General features: G+C 42.9%; 12 protein-coding genes. 10 read left to right on the top strand and 2 right to left on the bottom strand.

From position 1 onward, the window contains the following. Positions 1 to 5 precede the first annotated feature (5 nt). From K3G39_RS03900 to K3G39_RS03855, 10 genes are all read left to right on the top strand, one after another. Positions 6 to 1241, top strand: coding sequence for a hypothetical protein (locus tag K3G39_RS03900; protein WP_220624864.1), 1236 nt, complete (start codon positions 6 to 8; stop codon positions 1239 to 1241). 96 nt (positions 1242 to 1337) lie between these two features. After that, the gene (locus tag K3G39_RS03895; protein WP_220624863.1) at positions 1338 to 2393 is read left to right on the top strand and encodes a glycosyltransferase; all 1056 of its coding nucleotides are present in this window, start codon (positions 1338 to 1340) and stop codon (positions 2391 to 2393) included. 15 nt (positions 2394 to 2408) lie between these two features. Then, on the top strand, positions 2409 to 3500 hold the full coding sequence (locus K3G39_RS03890; RefSeq protein ID WP_220624862.1) for a DUF354 domain-containing protein: 1092 nt from the start codon (positions 2409 to 2411) through the stop codon (positions 3498 to 3500). A gap of 30 nt (positions 3501 to 3530) precedes the next feature. Next, on the top strand, positions 3531 to 5207 hold the full coding sequence (locus K3G39_RS03885; protein WP_220624861.1) for a GNAT family N-acetyltransferase: 1677 nt from the start codon (positions 3531 to 3533) through the stop codon (positions 5205 to 5207). Between the two features lie 42 nt (positions 5208 to 5249). Next, positions 5250 to 6941, top strand: coding sequence for a GNAT family N-acetyltransferase (locus tag K3G39_RS03880; RefSeq protein WP_220624860.1), 1692 nt, complete (start codon positions 5250 to 5252; stop codon positions 6939 to 6941). Between the two features lie 62 nt (positions 6942 to 7003). Next, a complete protein-coding gene (locus K3G39_RS03875) occupies positions 7004 to 8743 on the top strand; it encodes a GNAT family N-acetyltransferase (protein ID WP_220624859.1) in 1740 nt (579 codons plus the stop codon). 25 nt (positions 8744 to 8768) lie between these two features. Next, positions 8769 to 10451: a GNAT family N-acetyltransferase gene (locus K3G39_RS03870; protein WP_220624858.1), complete on the top strand. Its 1683-nt coding sequence runs from the start codon at positions 8769 to 8771 to the stop codon at positions 10449 to 10451. 35 nt (positions 10452 to 10486) lie between these two features. Further along, positions 10487 to 12388: an asparagine synthase (glutamine-hydrolyzing) gene (gene asnB / locus K3G39_RS03865; protein ID WP_220624857.1), complete on the top strand. Its 1902-nt coding sequence runs from the start codon at positions 10487 to 10489 to the stop codon at positions 12386 to 12388. 35 nt (positions 12389 to 12423) lie between these two features. Next, positions 12424 to 13959, top strand: coding sequence for a lipopolysaccharide biosynthesis protein (locus tag K3G39_RS03860; RefSeq protein ID WP_220624856.1), 1536 nt, complete (start codon positions 12424 to 12426; stop codon positions 13957 to 13959). A 7-nt stretch (positions 13960 to 13966) separates the two neighbouring features. Beyond that, complete coding sequence (locus K3G39_RS03855) at positions 13967 to 15145, top strand: polysaccharide pyruvyl transferase family protein (protein ID WP_220624855.1); 1179 nt, start codon at positions 13967 to 13969, stop codon at positions 15143 to 15145. Positions 15146 to 15397: 252 nt separating this feature from the next. On the opposite strand, the gene K3G39_RS03850 is transcribed toward K3G39_RS03855, so the two are convergent. Continuing rightward, a complete protein-coding gene (locus tag K3G39_RS03850; RefSeq protein ID WP_220624854.1) occupies positions 15398 to 16381 on the bottom strand; it encodes a polysaccharide deacetylase family protein in 984 nt (327 codons plus the stop codon). Positions 16382 to 16475: 94 nt separating this feature from the next. Beyond that, positions 16476 to 17381 (bottom strand): polysaccharide lyase, encoded by a 906-nt coding sequence (locus K3G39_RS03845; RefSeq protein WP_220624853.1) that lies wholly within the window; start codon positions 17379 to 17381, stop codon positions 16476 to 16478. Positions 17382 to 17416: the final 35 nt, after the last annotated feature.

Below are 17416 nucleotides of genomic sequence, written 5' to 3'. Positions count from 1 at the left end.
TTTTGGTGAACCAAAAGCTATTCCCTATTGGTCTGGTGGTATTTTTTCTGTTGTTTGATATGTTTGATGGCTTCTACAAAGACGATCAGATTTTCGCCGCCATCCGCTATATAATTCCGCTTTCGCTTATGGTTGTATACCTGTTTGCGCACGGCGGACTTCGCAAGTCAGACAGTATCTTTCTTGTTCTCTTTGTTTACCTTGGTTTATTAACTGTCTATATTCCCGGAGATATTATACTCTCGGTTAAAACAACACTAGCTATTCTTGCAGCTTTACTGATGATCCTGATCGGGCGTGAAATTGGGGAGAAGAGAAACTTTTTGCAGGAGTTTGAAAAGTATAACCGCTATCTGCTTATACTGATTCCAGTTTATATTATTTACGCAAACATCTTTAACGTAGGACGCTCATACGCTGAGACTTTTACAACAGGCTTCCTGACTACCTCTCGCATGTACATTGCCCCCCTATTGATCTTCCTGGGCGTACATTATATTTTCACGAACAAGAACAGAGGAGCTATGATCAAGCTATTTGATATTGCCTTGATTCTGTTCAATATAGCGCTCCTGATCGTTATTACCCGGCGCACCTCGCTTGTTATGATTGTCGGAGCATTGTTTGTCTACATGCTTTTGAACAGGCAGTTGATCTTCAAAATGGTTATCCTGGTGTTCTGCCTTATTGCCGCTCTCATTTTCAGCTACCCACTTTACGAAGCTAAACTTGCAGCTCAGCTTGAGAAACGGGAACGCATACAGGACCTCGAAACCTATGAAGAAGAAGGCAGGTACCTGGAGACTCTTTTCATCATTGATTACCATGATAAGCGGGAAGATCCGTTAGAGCTCTTATTTGGAGTCAAACTGTGGGATACATTCAGCTTTGGTATAAAGTACTTTGGGAGAGATCGTCCTATTCACAGCGACATCAACATGATCTTCTACAGCACAGGCTTATTTGGCCTCCTGCTGTTTACACTGTTCTTTATCCATTACTTCCTGCTCGGTAACGCCAGGATTATACCTGAAAACCGGAAAGCATATTACCCACTTCTGGCCATGTTTGTAATGGTGCTCCTACCGGGCCGCTTTATTGGTACGTTTACCTACGCTCCGCTTCTGATGTTGCTGCTCTCGGCTATAAAACATTACAAACCTATAGAAGAGGTAAAAGAAGCTCATAATGAAAAAGAAAAAACAGTGTTTCAGGAAAAACTGCTGGAACAAAATGTTTGAGTGCAAATAAGTAGCCTTAGCTATACCTGAAATACCTATTTTTTAACCGGTACCGGGCAAGTTTGGTGTTGCCCTTCCTTACTACATTATAATTCTATGAAAGTACTTTTTGTGTGCAGCGGCAATTCTAAAAGCTTCGATATCGCGCCATTCATTAAGGCACAGGGAGACTCGTTGCAGAATGCAGGTATAGAGGTAGCGTATTTTCCAATTAAAGGCAAAGGCCTGCGAGGCTATCTGAAAGCAGTCGGGCAGTTACGCCAACACCTGAAGCATCACCAATATGATCTCATACATGCTCACTTCTCACTTTCTGGATGGACTGCCGTGTTGGGTGGAGGTGACACACCGGTTATACTCTCACTTATGGGCGATGACGCACAAGGCGACTACATTGGTGTAAATAAAATCAGGTTTAGCAGCAGGTTTTTCATTTTGTCATCTATTCTGATTCAACCTTTCGTCAAAGCCATTATTTCCAAGTCAGCTAATCTGGAGAAATATGTCTACCAAAAAAATAAATCTTATGTCGTACCAAATGGGATAGACATTACCACCTTCAATCCAAACCCTGAAGGCTATCGTGAAGCGTTAGGCCTGGATCCGTCAAAGAAACTAGTATTATTTCTAGGAAGCCAGGAAAGGGTCGGCAAGAATTATCCTTTGGCTCAGCAGGCGGTAGCCTACCTAGCACTGCCGGATGTGCAGCTCATCAACCCCTTCCCGATTCCCCACCAGGCTATACCTAAGTATATGAATTCGGCTGATGTATTGGTAGTACCCTCCTTTATGGAAGGTTCGCCCAATGTAATCAAAGAGGCAATGGCTTGCAACTGCCCCATCGTTGCTACTGACGTAGGTGACATTAAGTGGGTAATGGGAGACACTGAAGGCTGCTACCTGGCTTCGTTTGAGGTGGCGGACTTTGCTGAAAAGATAGGACGCGCACTGGAGTTTGCTCAAACTAAAGGAAGAACCTCAGGTAGGGATCGAATTGAAAAGCTGGGACTCGACGCTGACACCATCGCCCAAAAGGTGATCAGTATTTACCAGAAGCATGTGCCGCTTCCCGAGATAGAAGTAGAAAAAACTGCTGCTCAACTCACCTGCAATACAAACGCTGACAGGCTATTACATACTCGGTCTTTCTGAAAAAACCTTCTTATTATGAGGATACTTATCGACATCAATCACCCTGCCCATGTACATTACTTCAGAAATTTCTCGAAGCTTATGGTGGAGAAAGGCCACGCCGTTCTCTTCGTTTCGCGGGACAAAGAGATGGCACAAAGACTCTTGAACCTATACCAGATTTCTTTCATCAACAGAGGAAAAGGCAAGGATGGCAAGATTGGTAAGTTCCTATACCTGCTCTATGCTGATTACAAATTACTGCAGATTGCATCATCCTTTAAACCCGACCTTTTTCTTAATTTCCTACACCCCTACCCTTCGCAGGTTGCCGCCTTGATGGGTAAGCCATCCCTTGTGTTTAGTGATACAGAGCATGCCACACTTCACCATAAACTAACCATTCCTTTTGCCACCAAAGTGTTTACCCCCTCCTGCTATCGTACTGATTTAGGACAGAAACAGGTGCGCTTCAAGGGATATATGGAACTTGCCTATCTGCACCCTGCCTACTACAAGCCAAACCCTGAAATACTGGAGTTACTGCAGGTGCGGGAAGATGAAAAGTTTGTGATCGTGCGTTTTGTCTCCTGGGCAGCAGCTCATGATTTTAACCACACGGGCATGTCGCTTGCCAACAAGCGTAAAGCTGTGCTGGCGCTGTCGAAACTAGCGCGGGTATTTGTCACTTCAGAAGGCCAGCTTCCTGAGGACCTGGAGCAGTACCGTATCTCCATCCCGTTTGACAAGATGCACGATGCCATCTACTATAGCAGCTTACTATTCGGAGAGAGCGCCACCATGGCCTCTGAGGCAGCCGTTTTAGGCACCCCTTCCATTTTTATGGACAACGATGGAAGAGGCTATACAGACGATGAAGAGAGCAGGTATGGCATCGTCTACAACTTCACCGAAAGTGAAGCAGATCAGCAGAAAGCTATTGAACGAGCTGTTTCAATCTTAGAAGATGATAACAGCCAGCATAGATACAAAAAGGTTCGTGACCGGATTGTGTCTGAATGCATCAATACGACAGAGTTTATGATTGATCAGGTGCTCCAATACAACTTGAACCAATTACCTGTACCTGAAGAAAGTTTTTCCAATGTTTCCCTGACTAATAGATAAACTGTTTGCACCCCAGACCGCTAGAAAAACATGCTTAAAGAAAATGCTTACGAGAATGTAAAAATCGGACAAAGAGACAATAAGCCGGAGCTTTTTGCCGGCGAAGATGTGATGAGCTTAATGGAGGTGAGCTCTTTTCTAGCCGAATGGCATTCTCTCTATCAATCCTGCCATTGGGCCACAGTATTTCAAAGTCCTGATTTTGTCATCGCTTGGTACAAACTTTACAGGCATGCCTACAAGCCAATAATAATAAGAGAGCAGAAGGAAGGAATACTAACTGGCTTACTCACATTGGCGCTACCCCTTCAAAAGTCTAACAGCAAGTTATTTATCGTTGGTGCGGGTCATTATGAATCAGATTACCAAACATGGCTAGCCACAGACAACAATGGGAACTCGTTTATAAGTGGTGCTTTGAAAGCACTCATGCATGAATTCCCGAACACTGATCTAATGCTGCGCCACCTGCCTCCAAACACGCCCATTGAATGGGCAAAAATGGAACCGCAGTGGCAAAACTCCTGCACCCTATACCCCCTGACCCGCCCGTTGGTAGTAATGTCTGACTTCTCTGTCTCGCGAAGAGACCGGAAAAGGGTAAGCCGTATGAATCAGATTGGTGAGTTTACACAAATAACTGATGAAGCCGCCTTCAATGATGCCTTGGATGAACTATCGATTTATTATGATTTCAGGCAGGGAGCCATGTACAATAAAAACCCATTCCGTAGTGACCCAATCAACAGAGAGTTTCTGCTAGAACTATTCAGGCGCAAAATTCTTCACGTAACGGTGTTGAAAGCTGGAGATGAAATGGTTGCTTCTGTAGCCGCTTTGATAAGTAAGAACAGAGCAAATTTAGGCGGCATTAATTTTCATTCTCCATTGTTTGCCAGCTACTCCCCGGGCTATGTGCATTTCCTGATGCTTTCTCAGCAATTCGTAAACGATGGGATAAGCTCCTTTGATCTGACGCCAGGTGGCGATCCTTACAAAGACCGGCTGGCAACACAGCATGATCAGGTACATATCCTGGTTGCGACCAATTCCAGGATCTATCATCTGAAACGACAATTAAGAAAACTGATCTACCAGCGCCTTACTGAAAAGGGAATCAGGACAATGTCAATTGAACTTAGCTTAAAAAGACAATTATACTTTATAAAGGAGCGTGGCCTGACCCATGAGCTGGTTCGTAGCGTAAGAAAGCTGTGGGCAAATGATCAGGAAAAAGTCTACCATGACAAACTTAATCTGACGAAGTTAGGCAACAATTTGTCTGTCAATAAAAACTGCCTGAGCGATCTGCTTAATTATAGGATGCAGGGGAGCGTGCGCACCCGCTGGGAATTTTTGGAAAACGCGATGCGAAGCCTGGAACTGGGAGCGCAAGTTTACACAATCTCTGATCAAGGTACCTTGCTCTTTTGTGCCTGGTATAATAAACAAGTGGCACACGCTTCTGATTTCCAATTAACAGCAGCGGATTGCCAAGCATTTTACCTGCAGGATTTTTACGTCCACCCTTCAGTCGTTGCTCAGATCAGGGAATTTCTTGCGTCTGTTGCTTTTCTTATCAATATCAATACGTCAAGTGCACAGGTATACTTGTCTATACCTAGCCAAGACATACAGCTTATGAAAACCATGAATCGGGCAGGCTTTCAAATAACTAGAGAATCACCTCCTAGTGCCCATGATTGAGCTGGAGCGGCTCAACTTGTTACACACCTTATCACAAAAAAGATGATGGAAAATGTAAGTGGTGCAATGATTGCGCACCCTATTATTGAACAACCAAACCATGTGGAAATGCTGGTTGGTGATCAGGTTTATAGGCTATTAGACAACATCGAATTTAAGCAGGCCTGGACTAAACTTTATATGGAATGCTCTTGGGCGACAGCGTTCCAAAGTTGGGAATTTATCGCCTCGTGGTATCACGTGTTCAGAAGCGATTACATACCTGTTCTGTTCAAGTCAGAGCAAGAGAATAGGCTGACTGGCTTATTGGCCATGGCAATTCCGGCTTCAGACAAGACCAATGCTGAAAGCAAACAGGGCAGTGTGAGATTTGTAGGTGCAGGTGAGTACGAAGCGGAGTACCAGTGCTGGATCGCTGAACCGGCTGTATGTGAATCTTTTATTACCATGGCACTTACCAAACTTCTACAAGAATACCCGAAAGCAAAAGTTATCTTCAGGTTCTTGCCACCAGCAATACCATTAGCCTGGCTCGATCACAACCACAAATGGAGAAGTCTTAGTGTAAAGCAGTCCTTCAGGCGCCCCTTACTGGATATAAAAAGTCCTTTAGCAGAGAGGGCATTCCGAATCAATAACCAGTATAAGACCAAACTCAACCGTTTAAAAAAATTAGGTACTGTAAAGTTTGAGAAAGTGACCGAGCCTGAAGTGTTCGAGTCTGTTTTGCCGGAGCTTTCCTTGCAATTTGATTTCAGACAGGGGGGCCTGTTCAACAAAAACCAGTTCAGGGACAAGCCGCTCAAAGCCGAGTTTATGAAGGAGTTATTTAGATTGGGGCTCCTACACGTCACGCTGCTAAAAGTGAATGAGGATATAATTGGCTCTATGGTGGCGGTGGCAGATCGCGGCTGGGTATACCTGCAAGGCATTAACACACACTCTCCTTTCTATGCCAAGCATTCTCCTGGCATCCTACACTTTCTTAATCTGGGGCAGCTCCTGGCTCAGGAAGGGGCTGAAGTATTTGACCTAACCCCAGGCGGAGACACTTATAAAGAGCGTCTGGCGACTAGTCATGATCAGGTATACGGATTGCTCATAACAGGCAGCAAAGTCTTACGCCTCAAAAGGCTTATCAAGAAAGAATTGCAAGACTATCTGGTCAGAACCGGAAGGCGCCCTATGACTGTTGAGCTTCAGATCAAGAAATATCTATACCTGTTAAAGAACCGACTTAAGAAAGCTAAAAAGACTGGCTATGCCAGAGCGATCGGTCAGCTTGTAGGGAGAGATAAGAATCAGAAGCAATTATATGTCAAGCACTTAAAGGCCGACTTACCCCTTTCAGAAATGCATATCCAAAAGAACAGCCTAAGGGATATACTGAACTTTGAGAAAGACACAGAATTGACCCGTTGGGAATTTTTGGAAAATACAATGCGGCTTTTTGAAACAGGGCAGCACGCCTATACCTGGACAGAAGGAGAACGCCTGATGGCCTGTGCCTGGTTTAGCTACACAGATTTTATTCACCCCCAAGAGCCATCCCTGATTAATATACCTGCTTTAATGCATTTTTACTGCCATCCTGAGGCTAGCGATCAGTTTGAGCAGTTTCTTGAAAATGTAGCTGTGATTATCGCTCGGGATACTCACGAGCCTGAATTGTATGCAATAGATCTATCGTCCAACGAATTGCTCCTTAAAGCAGGGTTTAAGTCAGTCCCATAACCCACCATGCTTAAATACTTCGCTAAGCTTCAGTTAAAATCTTAACCTCATATCAATTTAGTATGAAAGGCACATATACCGATACAGAAAGCAACACTTTATACCCTGAAGTAGAAGATAAGATTGAGTTAAGCGCGGGAGAAGACGCGCTGAAAATACTTTTAGATGAGAATTTCCAGGTCGAATGGAATTCACTCTACCAGTCTTGCCACTGGGCTACTGTATTTCAAACCCCTAACTACACTAATGCTTGGTATAAACTGTACAAGAAGCAATACATTCCCATTTTAATTACCTCCTACAGAGGGAACAGGGTTACAGGTATACTGAATCTCTGTATGAACCTTAAGCAATTGGAGATAAACGGTGCGGGCTCAACTGACGCTTACTATCATACCTGGCTAGCCGAAGAGTATAATAAGGAATCGTTTATTAAATCAGCGCTCCATAAAGTACGGGAACATTTTCCTGGCTATACCATCAATCTGTTCCAGCTACCACCACATACCCCTCTCAAATGGCTTGAAACAGATGAGCAGTGGAGAGCATTAACGGTATTGAAATCTTATGATCGTCCGCTAGTTGACCTAACACACCCTGAACTATCAAAACTCTACACCAAAAAGCAGTTCAAGGAAAACCGTAACCGGCTTAAGCGTTTAGGCGAACTTACATTTGAGCACGTCACCTGCATTGATATATTGTCGGACATGTTTGACGAGATGATGGACCAATATGACTTTAGGAAAGGGGCTACACTCAACATGTTACCATTCAGATCAGACCCTCAAAAAAAAGACTTCTTACTGGACCTTTTCAAATTGAAAATGCTCCATGTTTCGGTACTGAAAATGAATGATAAGATTGTGGCTTCACTAATAGCTACCATCGGTAAAGATAGATGGGTTCATGGTGCAGGAATTAATACCCACGCCCCAACTTTCGCTGCTTACTCTCCCGGATTTACCAGCTTCATCATGCTGGCACAGCAACTTGCCAGTGCGGGTTACGAGATGCTTGACTTATCTACCGGAGATCAGCCTTATAAACAAAGGTTGGCTAATTCAGAAGATCAGGTTTATGCGCTTATAATCAAGAGCAAGGCTAAGTCCATTTTAAACGTGCCAAATTCCATCAAGAAACTGATCAATGAGAGCGCTTTAAAAATTGGCATTGACTATAAATCATCCAGGACCCGTTTTAGGAGAAGCAAAAAGCTTATGATGGAAAAGTGGCGTCTTTTAAGCCAGCAAGACTTCAAAACGTGGCTCAAAGAAGCTGTAAGAGATACACTATCTAGGGAAAAAGAAAAAATTTATAAAATAAATACAGATAACAATAGAATCCTTTCAAAATCTACGTATGTAAATATTAGTCAAAACAATATAAAAGATCTTCTAAATTTTACTGCAGGTCACACGCTAAAAACCCGGTGGGAATTTCTGGCAGAGGCTATGTGCAGACTTGAACATGGGGAGCATGTATTTACTTATACTGAGAACGGCACCTTGAAAGCCTGCATTTGGGTAAGCGGAGCTACTAAAAAGAAAAATCTATACGCTTCTAAGCTAGCGTACCCGACAGTTGGTACTGTCCTAAATGGACTTTATTTCCAGCCTGATTACCAAAACAGGCTGCCTATGTTTTTAGAAGCGGTTTGTGCAAAAATAAAAAGCAATCGTCCTGAGGAGCCTATATACGTGATCACAAGCCCAACAATAGCTGCATTTTGCGCCATAATGTCCAATGGAGTACAACAGGAAGAACAAAAAATAATATTTGACACGGCAAAATCTTTATAGTTAATCAACAGCTGTCAGATCTCCTATGAATACACTGCTACAGAAAAACAAAAAACAACAAATAGATGTCATTGAATTACTGACAGGAAAGGAAGCTCTGGCCGTGCTTGCTGATCAAAACTTCCAGCAGCAATGGGATAAACTCTATACCTCCTGCTCTTGGGCAACTGTTTTCCAAAGCAGGGACTTTGTTTATACCTGGTACCAATCATATTACGCAACTTACCTGCCGATCCTGGCAATAGCTAATCACGGAGATAAGCTGACCGGTCTTTTAGCGCTGGCACAAGGCAGTAACGGCCAGCTAGTTGGTGCAGGAGATAATCAGGCAGAGTATCAGGTATGGCTTACAGATAAGGAGAATAGTACAAACTTTATAAAGCAGGCCCTGACAGTACTGCTTAAACAGTTTCCACAGTCAGAAATCAGCATAAAATTCGTACCAGCCAACACACCACTTCAATGGCTTGAAACAGACCTGGAATGGCAGAGAAACTGCTTTCGGCGAACTGTTATGCAACCTTTGCTTAGTCTGGATAAGGAGAATCTGTCACAAGAGCTACGGAAGAAAAACAGAAGGGAAAAGCTAAATCGCCTGAAACGTCAGGGTAATCTTTCTTTTATCAGAATCACCGATACAGATGAATTTTGCTCGGTGTTGAATGAACTCACCATCCAGAGTGATTTCAGGAAAGGGGCCATGTACAACAAGCGGGCATTTGAGGAGGATAGCTGTCGCAAAGCGTTTCTGTATGAACTTTTTAAGCTAGGGTTGCTTCATGTCACACTGTTGAAAGTGGAAGACACCATTGTGGCCTCCAATGTTGGCGTAACCGGCCGAAACTGGGTGCATTTGCAAGGCATCAACACCCACTCTCCGATGCAGGCTAAACACTCTCCTGGTATATTACACTTTTTGATGCTTGGTGTAATGCTGGCAGAAGAAGGTATAGCAGTCTTTGATCTGACGCCGGGCAGCGACCCATACAAGGAGAGCCTTGCCACAGACTTTACCCATTCTACTGAATTGGTATTTGGCAACATGGTAAATATTCTCAACAAGAATCTAAAATTTAATTCAATAAAGTATCTCAAAAACACATTACCGAAATTAGGTATAGCACAACATCAAATCAGGCATATGAGTCACCGTGCAGCAGTTGTTAAGGAAAAAGTTAAGCTCCTCAACAGACGCAATCTTTTCCAGCTGCTAAAGAAAAATATTCAAAATATAGTCAAAACCAATGAGGTTCGAGTATTCTGTGTGCAGCCTGCCAAAGGTCAGCATCAAGGTATACCCGCCAAAAAAAATGAATTAAAGGACTTGCTTTGCTATATCCCCACTACCACCCTCGTGTCAAAGTGGGAGTTTCTGTCCGATGCTATGCGCAGACTCGAGACTGGTCAGCATGTGTATACCTGGCAGGAAAACGGGCAGTTGTTAGGTTGTGCCTGGCTAAGTGAATCCAACGTCACCAGACCATCTTTGAACTCAAAGTTAGAATTATCGGCACAGGCAGCCGTTCTGAGTAATTTTTACTGTCCTTCCTTAAGTCAGGTACAATTACAAGCCTTTATTCAGGCTATTACTACTAACCTTTCTACAGCGGAAGACCGGCCCATTTATGCTATCTCAGCTGTAGCCAATAAGCCTTTATACAAGGCTTTAGAAGCTCTATACCCTTCTTTATCATCTTCGAGCAAATAATAGAATAGATTTTCCTACGACAAACCCTTAAAGACATGTGTGGAATAGCTGGTATTATCAATTTTAATCAGGAAACGCCCAAAGAGTCTGCATTGCGTCACATGATGCAGCAGATGAAACATCGAGGGCCTAACGATGATGGCGTATTTATTGAGGATGAAGTAGGTTTTGGTTTTGTCCGTCTCAGTATAATTGATCTTTCACCTGACGGCCATCAACCAATGGTTTCTGCCGATGGACGCTATGTGCTGGAATTCAACGGGGAGATATTTAACTATGTGGAATTGCGTGAAGAGCTGCAACGGTTAGGGGTAGAATTCAAAACGAAAACAGACACAGAGGTTTTGCTAAACGCCTACATACAGTGGGGCGAAGACTGCATGAACAAATTCAATGGCATGTGGGCTTTCGCGATCTATGACCGCTTGACCAAAACTATTTTCGCATCACGAGATAGATACGGTATCAAGCCATTTTACTACATCCACAAAGCAGACTACTTTGCTTTTTGCTCCGAAATACCTCCCCTACTGAGCCTGCTCGAAGAAAAGCCAACACCAAACCACCAAAGCATATTCGACTACCTGGCATTTAACAGAACAGACCAGTCAGAGGCTACTTTCTTTGAGGAAGTTAAAAAACTGCAGCACGGTATGAAGCTTACCGTGTGCGGCAAAAACGTAAAGATCAGTCGTTGGTATGATTTGAGAGAAAAAGTATCGAAGTCAGAAAAATTCAAGAGCCCGGAAGAATATAAAGAACTGTTCACATCGGCGGTCGGATTACGACTCAGAAGCGATGTACCTGTCGGGGTATGCCTGAGCGGGGGACTGGACTCCTCCAGCATCACGTCCGTACTACTCAACAACTTTCACAAAAAAGACCTCAACACATTCTCAGCCGTCTATCAAAATGGTCAAACAGGCGATGAGAAGCAGTTTATACATGAGTATAAGCCGCTGCTAAATCATATGCATTATACCTATCCGAATGCACAGACACTGGAGAACGATCTGATTCAGTTCATAAAGACGCACGCTGAGCCTATACCTTCTACCTCACCATATGCGCAGTACAAGGTAATGGAACTGGCCAAAGACAACGTGGTAGTAACTCTGGATGGGCAGGGAGCTGACGAACAATTGGCTGGGTATCATTACTTTTTCGGCTTTTACTTTAAAGATCTGCTTCGGTCAGGCCGGATCGGAAAACTGGTCAGCGAGATATATCATTACCTAAACAATCATCGCAGCCTGTATGGACTTAAATCATTCGTTTACTTTCTGTTACCTGAGAATATGCGAACAAAGATGAGGGTCGATGAAAAAGGGTATATGCAAGATGCTTTCGTAGAAAAATACAGCCAGTCAAATGGTATAGCCGGAAACTTGTATGGCTCCAACTCTTTGAAGGACGCATTGCTCGATCACTTTGAAAATAAGCTGGAGCATTTGCTTAAATGGGAAGACCTGAACTCGATGCACTTCTCTCTTGAGGCACGGGTCCCTTTCCTGGACTACCGTCTTGTCGAAAAGACACTAGCCAGTTCAGATAACTGGGCTATACGCCACGGGATTACCAAATTTATACTTAGAGAGGCTATGAAAGGCGTACTGCCCGAAAAGATCAGGATGCGGCAGGATAAAATCGGCTTTGGCACACCACAAGACGAATGGTTCCGAGAACCCGCCTGGCGGAACATTATCGAAGGAATCCTAAAGAGTGATTCTTTTAGAAGGCGAAACCTGATCAACGCTGAGGTCGCCATACGAAAGTATAGAGAACATCTCTCAGGCAAAACCAATATAGCAAAGGAGATCTGGAAATGGGTACACCTTGAGTTATGGTTCAGAACATTTATAGATCAGGATCATCATAAGGAGACGACTCAGCCAGAAGCCGTACTCAACGAACATAGTACCGCCTTGCCTGCATAGCTGTAGGTATAAACCCTATACCTGTAACATAAGTTATGGCAATTAATCAATTAAAAGCAGGCGCTATGCTGTCTTATGCCTCTATTGGTATAAACAACATGGTCGGTCTGCTCTTTACACCTTTCATGTTGAGGATGCTGGGTAAGTCCGAGTTTGGGCTTTACTCTCTGGTAGCCTCGGTGGTAGCGTATCTCACCGTTCTGGACCTGGGATTGGGAAATGCTGTAGTTCGTTATACAGCAAAATACAGGGCACAGAACAGGCAGCAAGAACAATACGCTTTGTTCGGTATGTTTCTGGCATTGTACTGCGGCATTAGTCTGCTCGTCATTCTGGCCGGCACACTGCTGTATTACAAGGTAGAGACCCTGTTTGGCAATGCGCTAACTGCCGCCGAGTTGGATAAGGCGCGCATCATGGTGGTGCTTTTAGTCTTTAATCTTGCTGCTACCTTTCCGCTCAGCATATTTGGTTCAATCATAGTCGCTTATGAAAATTATGTTTTTCAGAAGCTGGTCAATATTGTGCGGGCATTGATCACTCCCTGTCTGATGATTCCACTATTATTAATGGGATACAAAGCAATTGGGATTGTAGTGATCATCACTGCTTTGAACATCATCAGCCTGCTTGTAAATAGCTGGTACTGCTTTACAAAACTTAAGATTAAGCTGCATTTCAGAAAGATGGAGTGGGCCGTGCTAAAAGGAATCTCCACTTACTCTTTCTTTATATTTCTGGGCGTAGTGGTTGACAAGATCTACTGGAGCACCGGCCAGTTTGTGCTTGGTATTGTGGCTGGTACTGCTGTGGTAGCCGTCTATGCCATTGCCGTGCAATTGCAGATGTACTACATGAGCTTATCAACTGCCATTTCAGGTGTTTTTTTGCCCAAAGTAACGGCTATGGTCGCACGCAACATACCAGACAAGGAAGTGTCAGATCTCTTTATCCGGACAGGCAGGGTACAGTTTATCGTCATGGCCTTCGTATTATGTGTTTTCATTCTGTTCGGGAAAACCTTTATTGTACTTTGGGCTGGTGCTGATTATGCTGATGCCTATCTGATTGCCGTTCTGCTGATGATCCCCCTTACCGTGCCCTTGATTCAGACCTTAGGCATTTCTATTTTACAGGCTAGGAATCAGCATAAATTCCGGTCTATGGTTTACATTTTGGTGGCTACGGCAAGTCTGGCAATCAGCATTCCATTGGCTAAATTATATGGGGGTATAGGTTGTGCTGTCGGGACCTCTTTGTCCCTTATTGTGGGGAATATCTTTATTATGAATATCTACTACTATAAGCGGGTTAATATCGATATACCCCGCTTCTGGAAAGAGATAGGTTCTATGTCCCTTCCGATTGTAGGATTAATACCAGTGGGAGTACTTTTAAACTATTTATCACCAATAGATACTTTTACCTCTTTGGTAACTAAAGTACTTATTTTTTCCTTCCTATACCTAAGTGCAATTTGGTGGAAAGGGCTTAACAACTACGAAAGGGAACTCTTTAGAGTACCAGCCAAGAAAGTGATTTCCAAAGTAAAACTTCACTATAACATCTAGCCAAATTATGAGCTCGCATGCAATTTTGGAACATAAAAACCTTACGCACTTCACATCAAAGCCAACAACCAACAAAATTATTTTCGATGGTTATTATGGTCAGCTGAATACAGGTGATGATGCGTTTATAGAAGTTAGCGCATGGGGAGCTGCTACTTATTGGAATACGACCAATAATTTCTTTTTAGCGAAAGCTCTACCTCAGATTAAACAGGAAGCAAGTTGCTTTCAAAAAAAAATATTCCCCGGTCAACATGTACTGGAAAAGCTAATCCAGCTAGTAAAAACGGATGCGGTTATATCTTCAGGTGGCTCAACTTTTGAAAAACCTCAGAAGATATTTCATATCCGTAACTTAGCAATTTTGAAGAAAGCTCTTTCCAGTTCGTTTAAACTAGGGGCAATTGGAGTTTCGTTGGGCCCTTATAAAAATGCGGAAGATGAAAGAGCTGTAGTTAAATATTTGAGGAGGCTGGATTTTCTGGCATTGAGAGATGAATATTCATTCCAACTTGCCTTAAGCTATAACCTCCCTTACAAACCAATAAATGCTTTTGACTTGGCAGCTTTGCTACCGATGATTTACGGCAACTCTTCAGGAGTCACTGGACATCAAACCCAGGAAAAAACAATAGGTATAAGCGCTTGTTATTTTGAAAGATATAGAGGCCTTACCGAGCTTGATAGGGAAGTGCAAAGAGAGACATACCTTAAGCAGCTATTGCTTGAGGTCACCAAAATTACCAACACGAAACTCAGATTTTTTGAGTTTAATGGCCATTCAACTGTAGGCGATAAGGTAATTACAGCTTCCATCATTAATTTTCTTAAGGCCCACCAAGTAGATAATATAGAGTTCATACCCTATAACCCTAACACATCCTATATCTATAACAAGGTACTGGAATGTAACCTGGTCATATCTGTAAGGCTGCATGCTTCCATGTTCGCCTGTTTCGGAAATGTTCCCTTCTTTTTGTTTGAGTACCATAGAAAGTGTGCAGACTTTCTGGAAAGCGTGGGATATAACGAAGCGTATAGGATTGGAGACAGCACTCAAGAAATTCAAAAAGCTGTCGAACAAATTATTACAATTCTTGATGACAGGAACAAGTATATACCTCCTACTCAGATAGTGAATTGCAAAGAAAAAGCATTAAAGAATTTTACATCAATCTCAATCTAATAAAAAGGCTATTTAACGAGCTGGTCATTCCAATAGAATATTCCCTCCTGCCTTTGCTGGTGTAAGGTTATTGGATAGCGATCCTGATAGTATCTAAAAATCAAGTAGCGTAAAACTAGAAGCTATAACGCTAGATTAATCCCCTTTAACAAAGAGAACCCAGGAAGCATTGGAGTTGCTGCATTCGTTCTTACCGATTCCTTTCATAGCTGCACCTTATGAGTGAGGTCACTTCAATGCAGAATGATCTATTCAGGACGTCAGAAGGCTTTCGCTCTTATTACTACGGTAAACCGGCGACTCAATTGTTGTATTCTCATCTTTAGCCAGTTCCGGTAATCTAAATTTAAGCATCAAAGGTTTCCAGACTCCTGTCATTCGACAAATGTTCTCTGCCAGCGATGCCCCCTCTAGCAACCCAAAACGTGGCAAACAGTAGGGGTTGCTTAACTCAGCGATGCCGATCTGACGGGGCTCACTTGAAAATGCTAGTTTATACCCAAGCTCATTAAGCGCGCGCATCTCACGCTCGCTAAAATCTCCGTTTGGATATGCAAAGTGTTTTATCTCTTTACCTGTCCATGCTTCGAGCTTTTGCTTTGACACATCAAGCTCGTTGTAAAGCTGTTCTCTTCTACAATTGACAAGGATCGGATGCGTATGAGTGTGCCCCCCTATGGTAACATATTTCGATTTAGATATCTTTTGGATCTGCTCAACCGTCATTGCCTGTCTCTCTACTTTTGCCTGGCGCTTTATTTCATTAATAAGAGCCACTCTCTTATCATTCATTATCAATTTTAGAGAAGACTTGGCAGGTATATTGATCTTAAGATCCTTGGCTTTATCGAGGTATGACCACCAATAAGCACCTTCTTCCACGGCCTCCGTGGACACAAAAATGGTGATTGGCACCTGGTGTTTATCCGCTACAGCTACCAAATTTGACTCATTATCTCTCCAACCATCATCTGCCGTTATGAGCACTGCACCTTTTGGCAGCGGACGGTTTTCAGTTATGATACTATGTAAATCATCTGGGCTCAGAAAAGTAAATCCATTAGTTTTAAGCCATTTGATACATGACTCAAACTCTTTTTTTGAAGGATTGTGAAAGTACATTGCTAAAATGTGATTTCCCTTCATCGCTCGTTTTTTAGCCCTACGAACAAATCCGCATACTATCAACAGATTTGCCAACAGACTTGTAAATACGTTTCTGATACTTAGTTCCATGGGAATACCATTATGATATTAGTAGTTTGATAAGCTGCACATATAATACGCTCAAAAAAGTCGAGCAGAAATTCAGAGCTAACACCCTGAATCATTATTTTTCATTCGCCCTATAAATTTTCTTCCACGAAGGCTGCATCGTTTCATAGGACGCCAACTCATTTCCAACCCTGATATTATCAAAGTAAATTACTCTTGTGTCTGATACAGTTCTGCTCTTGTTCCATTTCGCTTTATAAACACCGACTTTCCAATAAGGCATTTTTTTATCCTCAAAATGGTTGGGTCCATTATAAGTTACGCATTTCTGGTTATTATGCCATACCTCTAACAATGCGTCTGAACCCGCAGAATGGATGATATGAAAAACAAACTCATGCCAGACATCCTTCGTCAAGGGAGCCACCTCCATGATTTTCCACTTATCAGCATTTGAGTCGTGTCGCACACGGAGGTAGATAACATTGTCTACTGTACGTAGCGAAATAGGAGGACTTCCTTCTTGATGCCACTGGCTGATCAATTCATTGGAAGAATCCGGAGCGTAGCCATCTTTCGGAAATAACACGGCGAAACTGTACCACATCTCCTTAGCAGCTATTCTGTCGACTACAAACAACTCAGACCGCTTTCCCCTGTGTATCATTGGATCTGATGCACGCAGTTCGAACCGAGCAGCCTTGTTATTTTTGTTTACCGGATCACTTACTACCCGGATGCCATGTTCTGTGTTAGTCTGCAGATTTATAGCTGATCCAAATGGATCAATACCTTCAAACGTTTCGTCAAAAAGCAGGTAGTTTCTTAAAGACTCATCCGCCTGCACTTGCCGATATGTAATACTATTACCGGCATTTAATCTGGCTACTTGATTCTGCAGAAATGAAAAACCTATACAGTTAGGGACCTGTAATAAGGAAGGATAATAGTGACCATGTCTTAGAACACTCCACCCAAGCAGACTAACAACAATCAGCCCAATTACATATCCCCTCATCATATCCTTATTTCCCTCACTATTTCATCCTAAGCACA

Origin of the sequence: Pontibacter sp. HSC-14F20, from assembly GCF_019599265.1 — a bacterium.
GTDB lineage: Bacteria > Bacteroidota > Bacteroidia > Cytophagales > Hymenobacteraceae > Pontibacter.
This window is presented reverse-complemented; position numbering and strand designations above follow the sequence as displayed.

What these genes read in the sequence shown, in the direction of transcription:
- K3G39_RS03850 (WP_220624854.1), bottom strand. Translation starts at nt 16,381, where the DNA reads ATGGAACTAAGTATCAGAAACGTATTTACAAGTCTGTTGGCAAATCTG.
- K3G39_RS03890 (WP_220624862.1), top strand. Translation starts at nt 2,409, where the DNA reads ATGAGGATACTTATCGACATCAATCACCCTGCCCATGTACATTACTTC.
- K3G39_RS03880 (WP_220624860.1), top strand. Translation starts at nt 5,250, where the DNA reads ATGATGGAAAATGTAAGTGGTGCAATGATTGCGCACCCTATTATTGAA.
- K3G39_RS03845 (WP_220624853.1), bottom strand. Translation starts at nt 17,381, where the DNA reads ATGATGAGGGGATATGTAATTGGGCTGATTGTTGTTAGTCTGCTTGGG.
- K3G39_RS03885 (WP_220624861.1), top strand. Translation starts at nt 3,531, where the DNA reads ATGCTTAAAGAAAATGCTTACGAGAATGTAAAAATCGGACAAAGAGAC.
- K3G39_RS03855 (WP_220624855.1), top strand. Translation starts at nt 13,967, where the DNA reads ATGAGCTCGCATGCAATTTTGGAACATAAAAACCTTACGCACTTCACA.
- K3G39_RS03870 (WP_220624858.1), top strand. Translation starts at nt 8,769, where the DNA reads ATGAATACACTGCTACAGAAAAACAAAAAACAACAAATAGATGTCATT.
- K3G39_RS03895 (WP_220624863.1), top strand. Translation starts at nt 1,338, where the DNA reads ATGAAAGTACTTTTTGTGTGCAGCGGCAATTCTAAAAGCTTCGATATC.
- asnB (WP_220624857.1), top strand. Translation starts at nt 10,487, where the DNA reads ATGTGTGGAATAGCTGGTATTATCAATTTTAATCAGGAAACGCCCAAA.
- K3G39_RS03875 (WP_220624859.1), top strand. Translation starts at nt 7,004, where the DNA reads ATGAAAGGCACATATACCGATACAGAAAGCAACACTTTATACCCTGAA.
- K3G39_RS03860 (WP_220624856.1), top strand. Translation starts at nt 12,424, where the DNA reads ATGGCAATTAATCAATTAAAAGCAGGCGCTATGCTGTCTTATGCCTCT.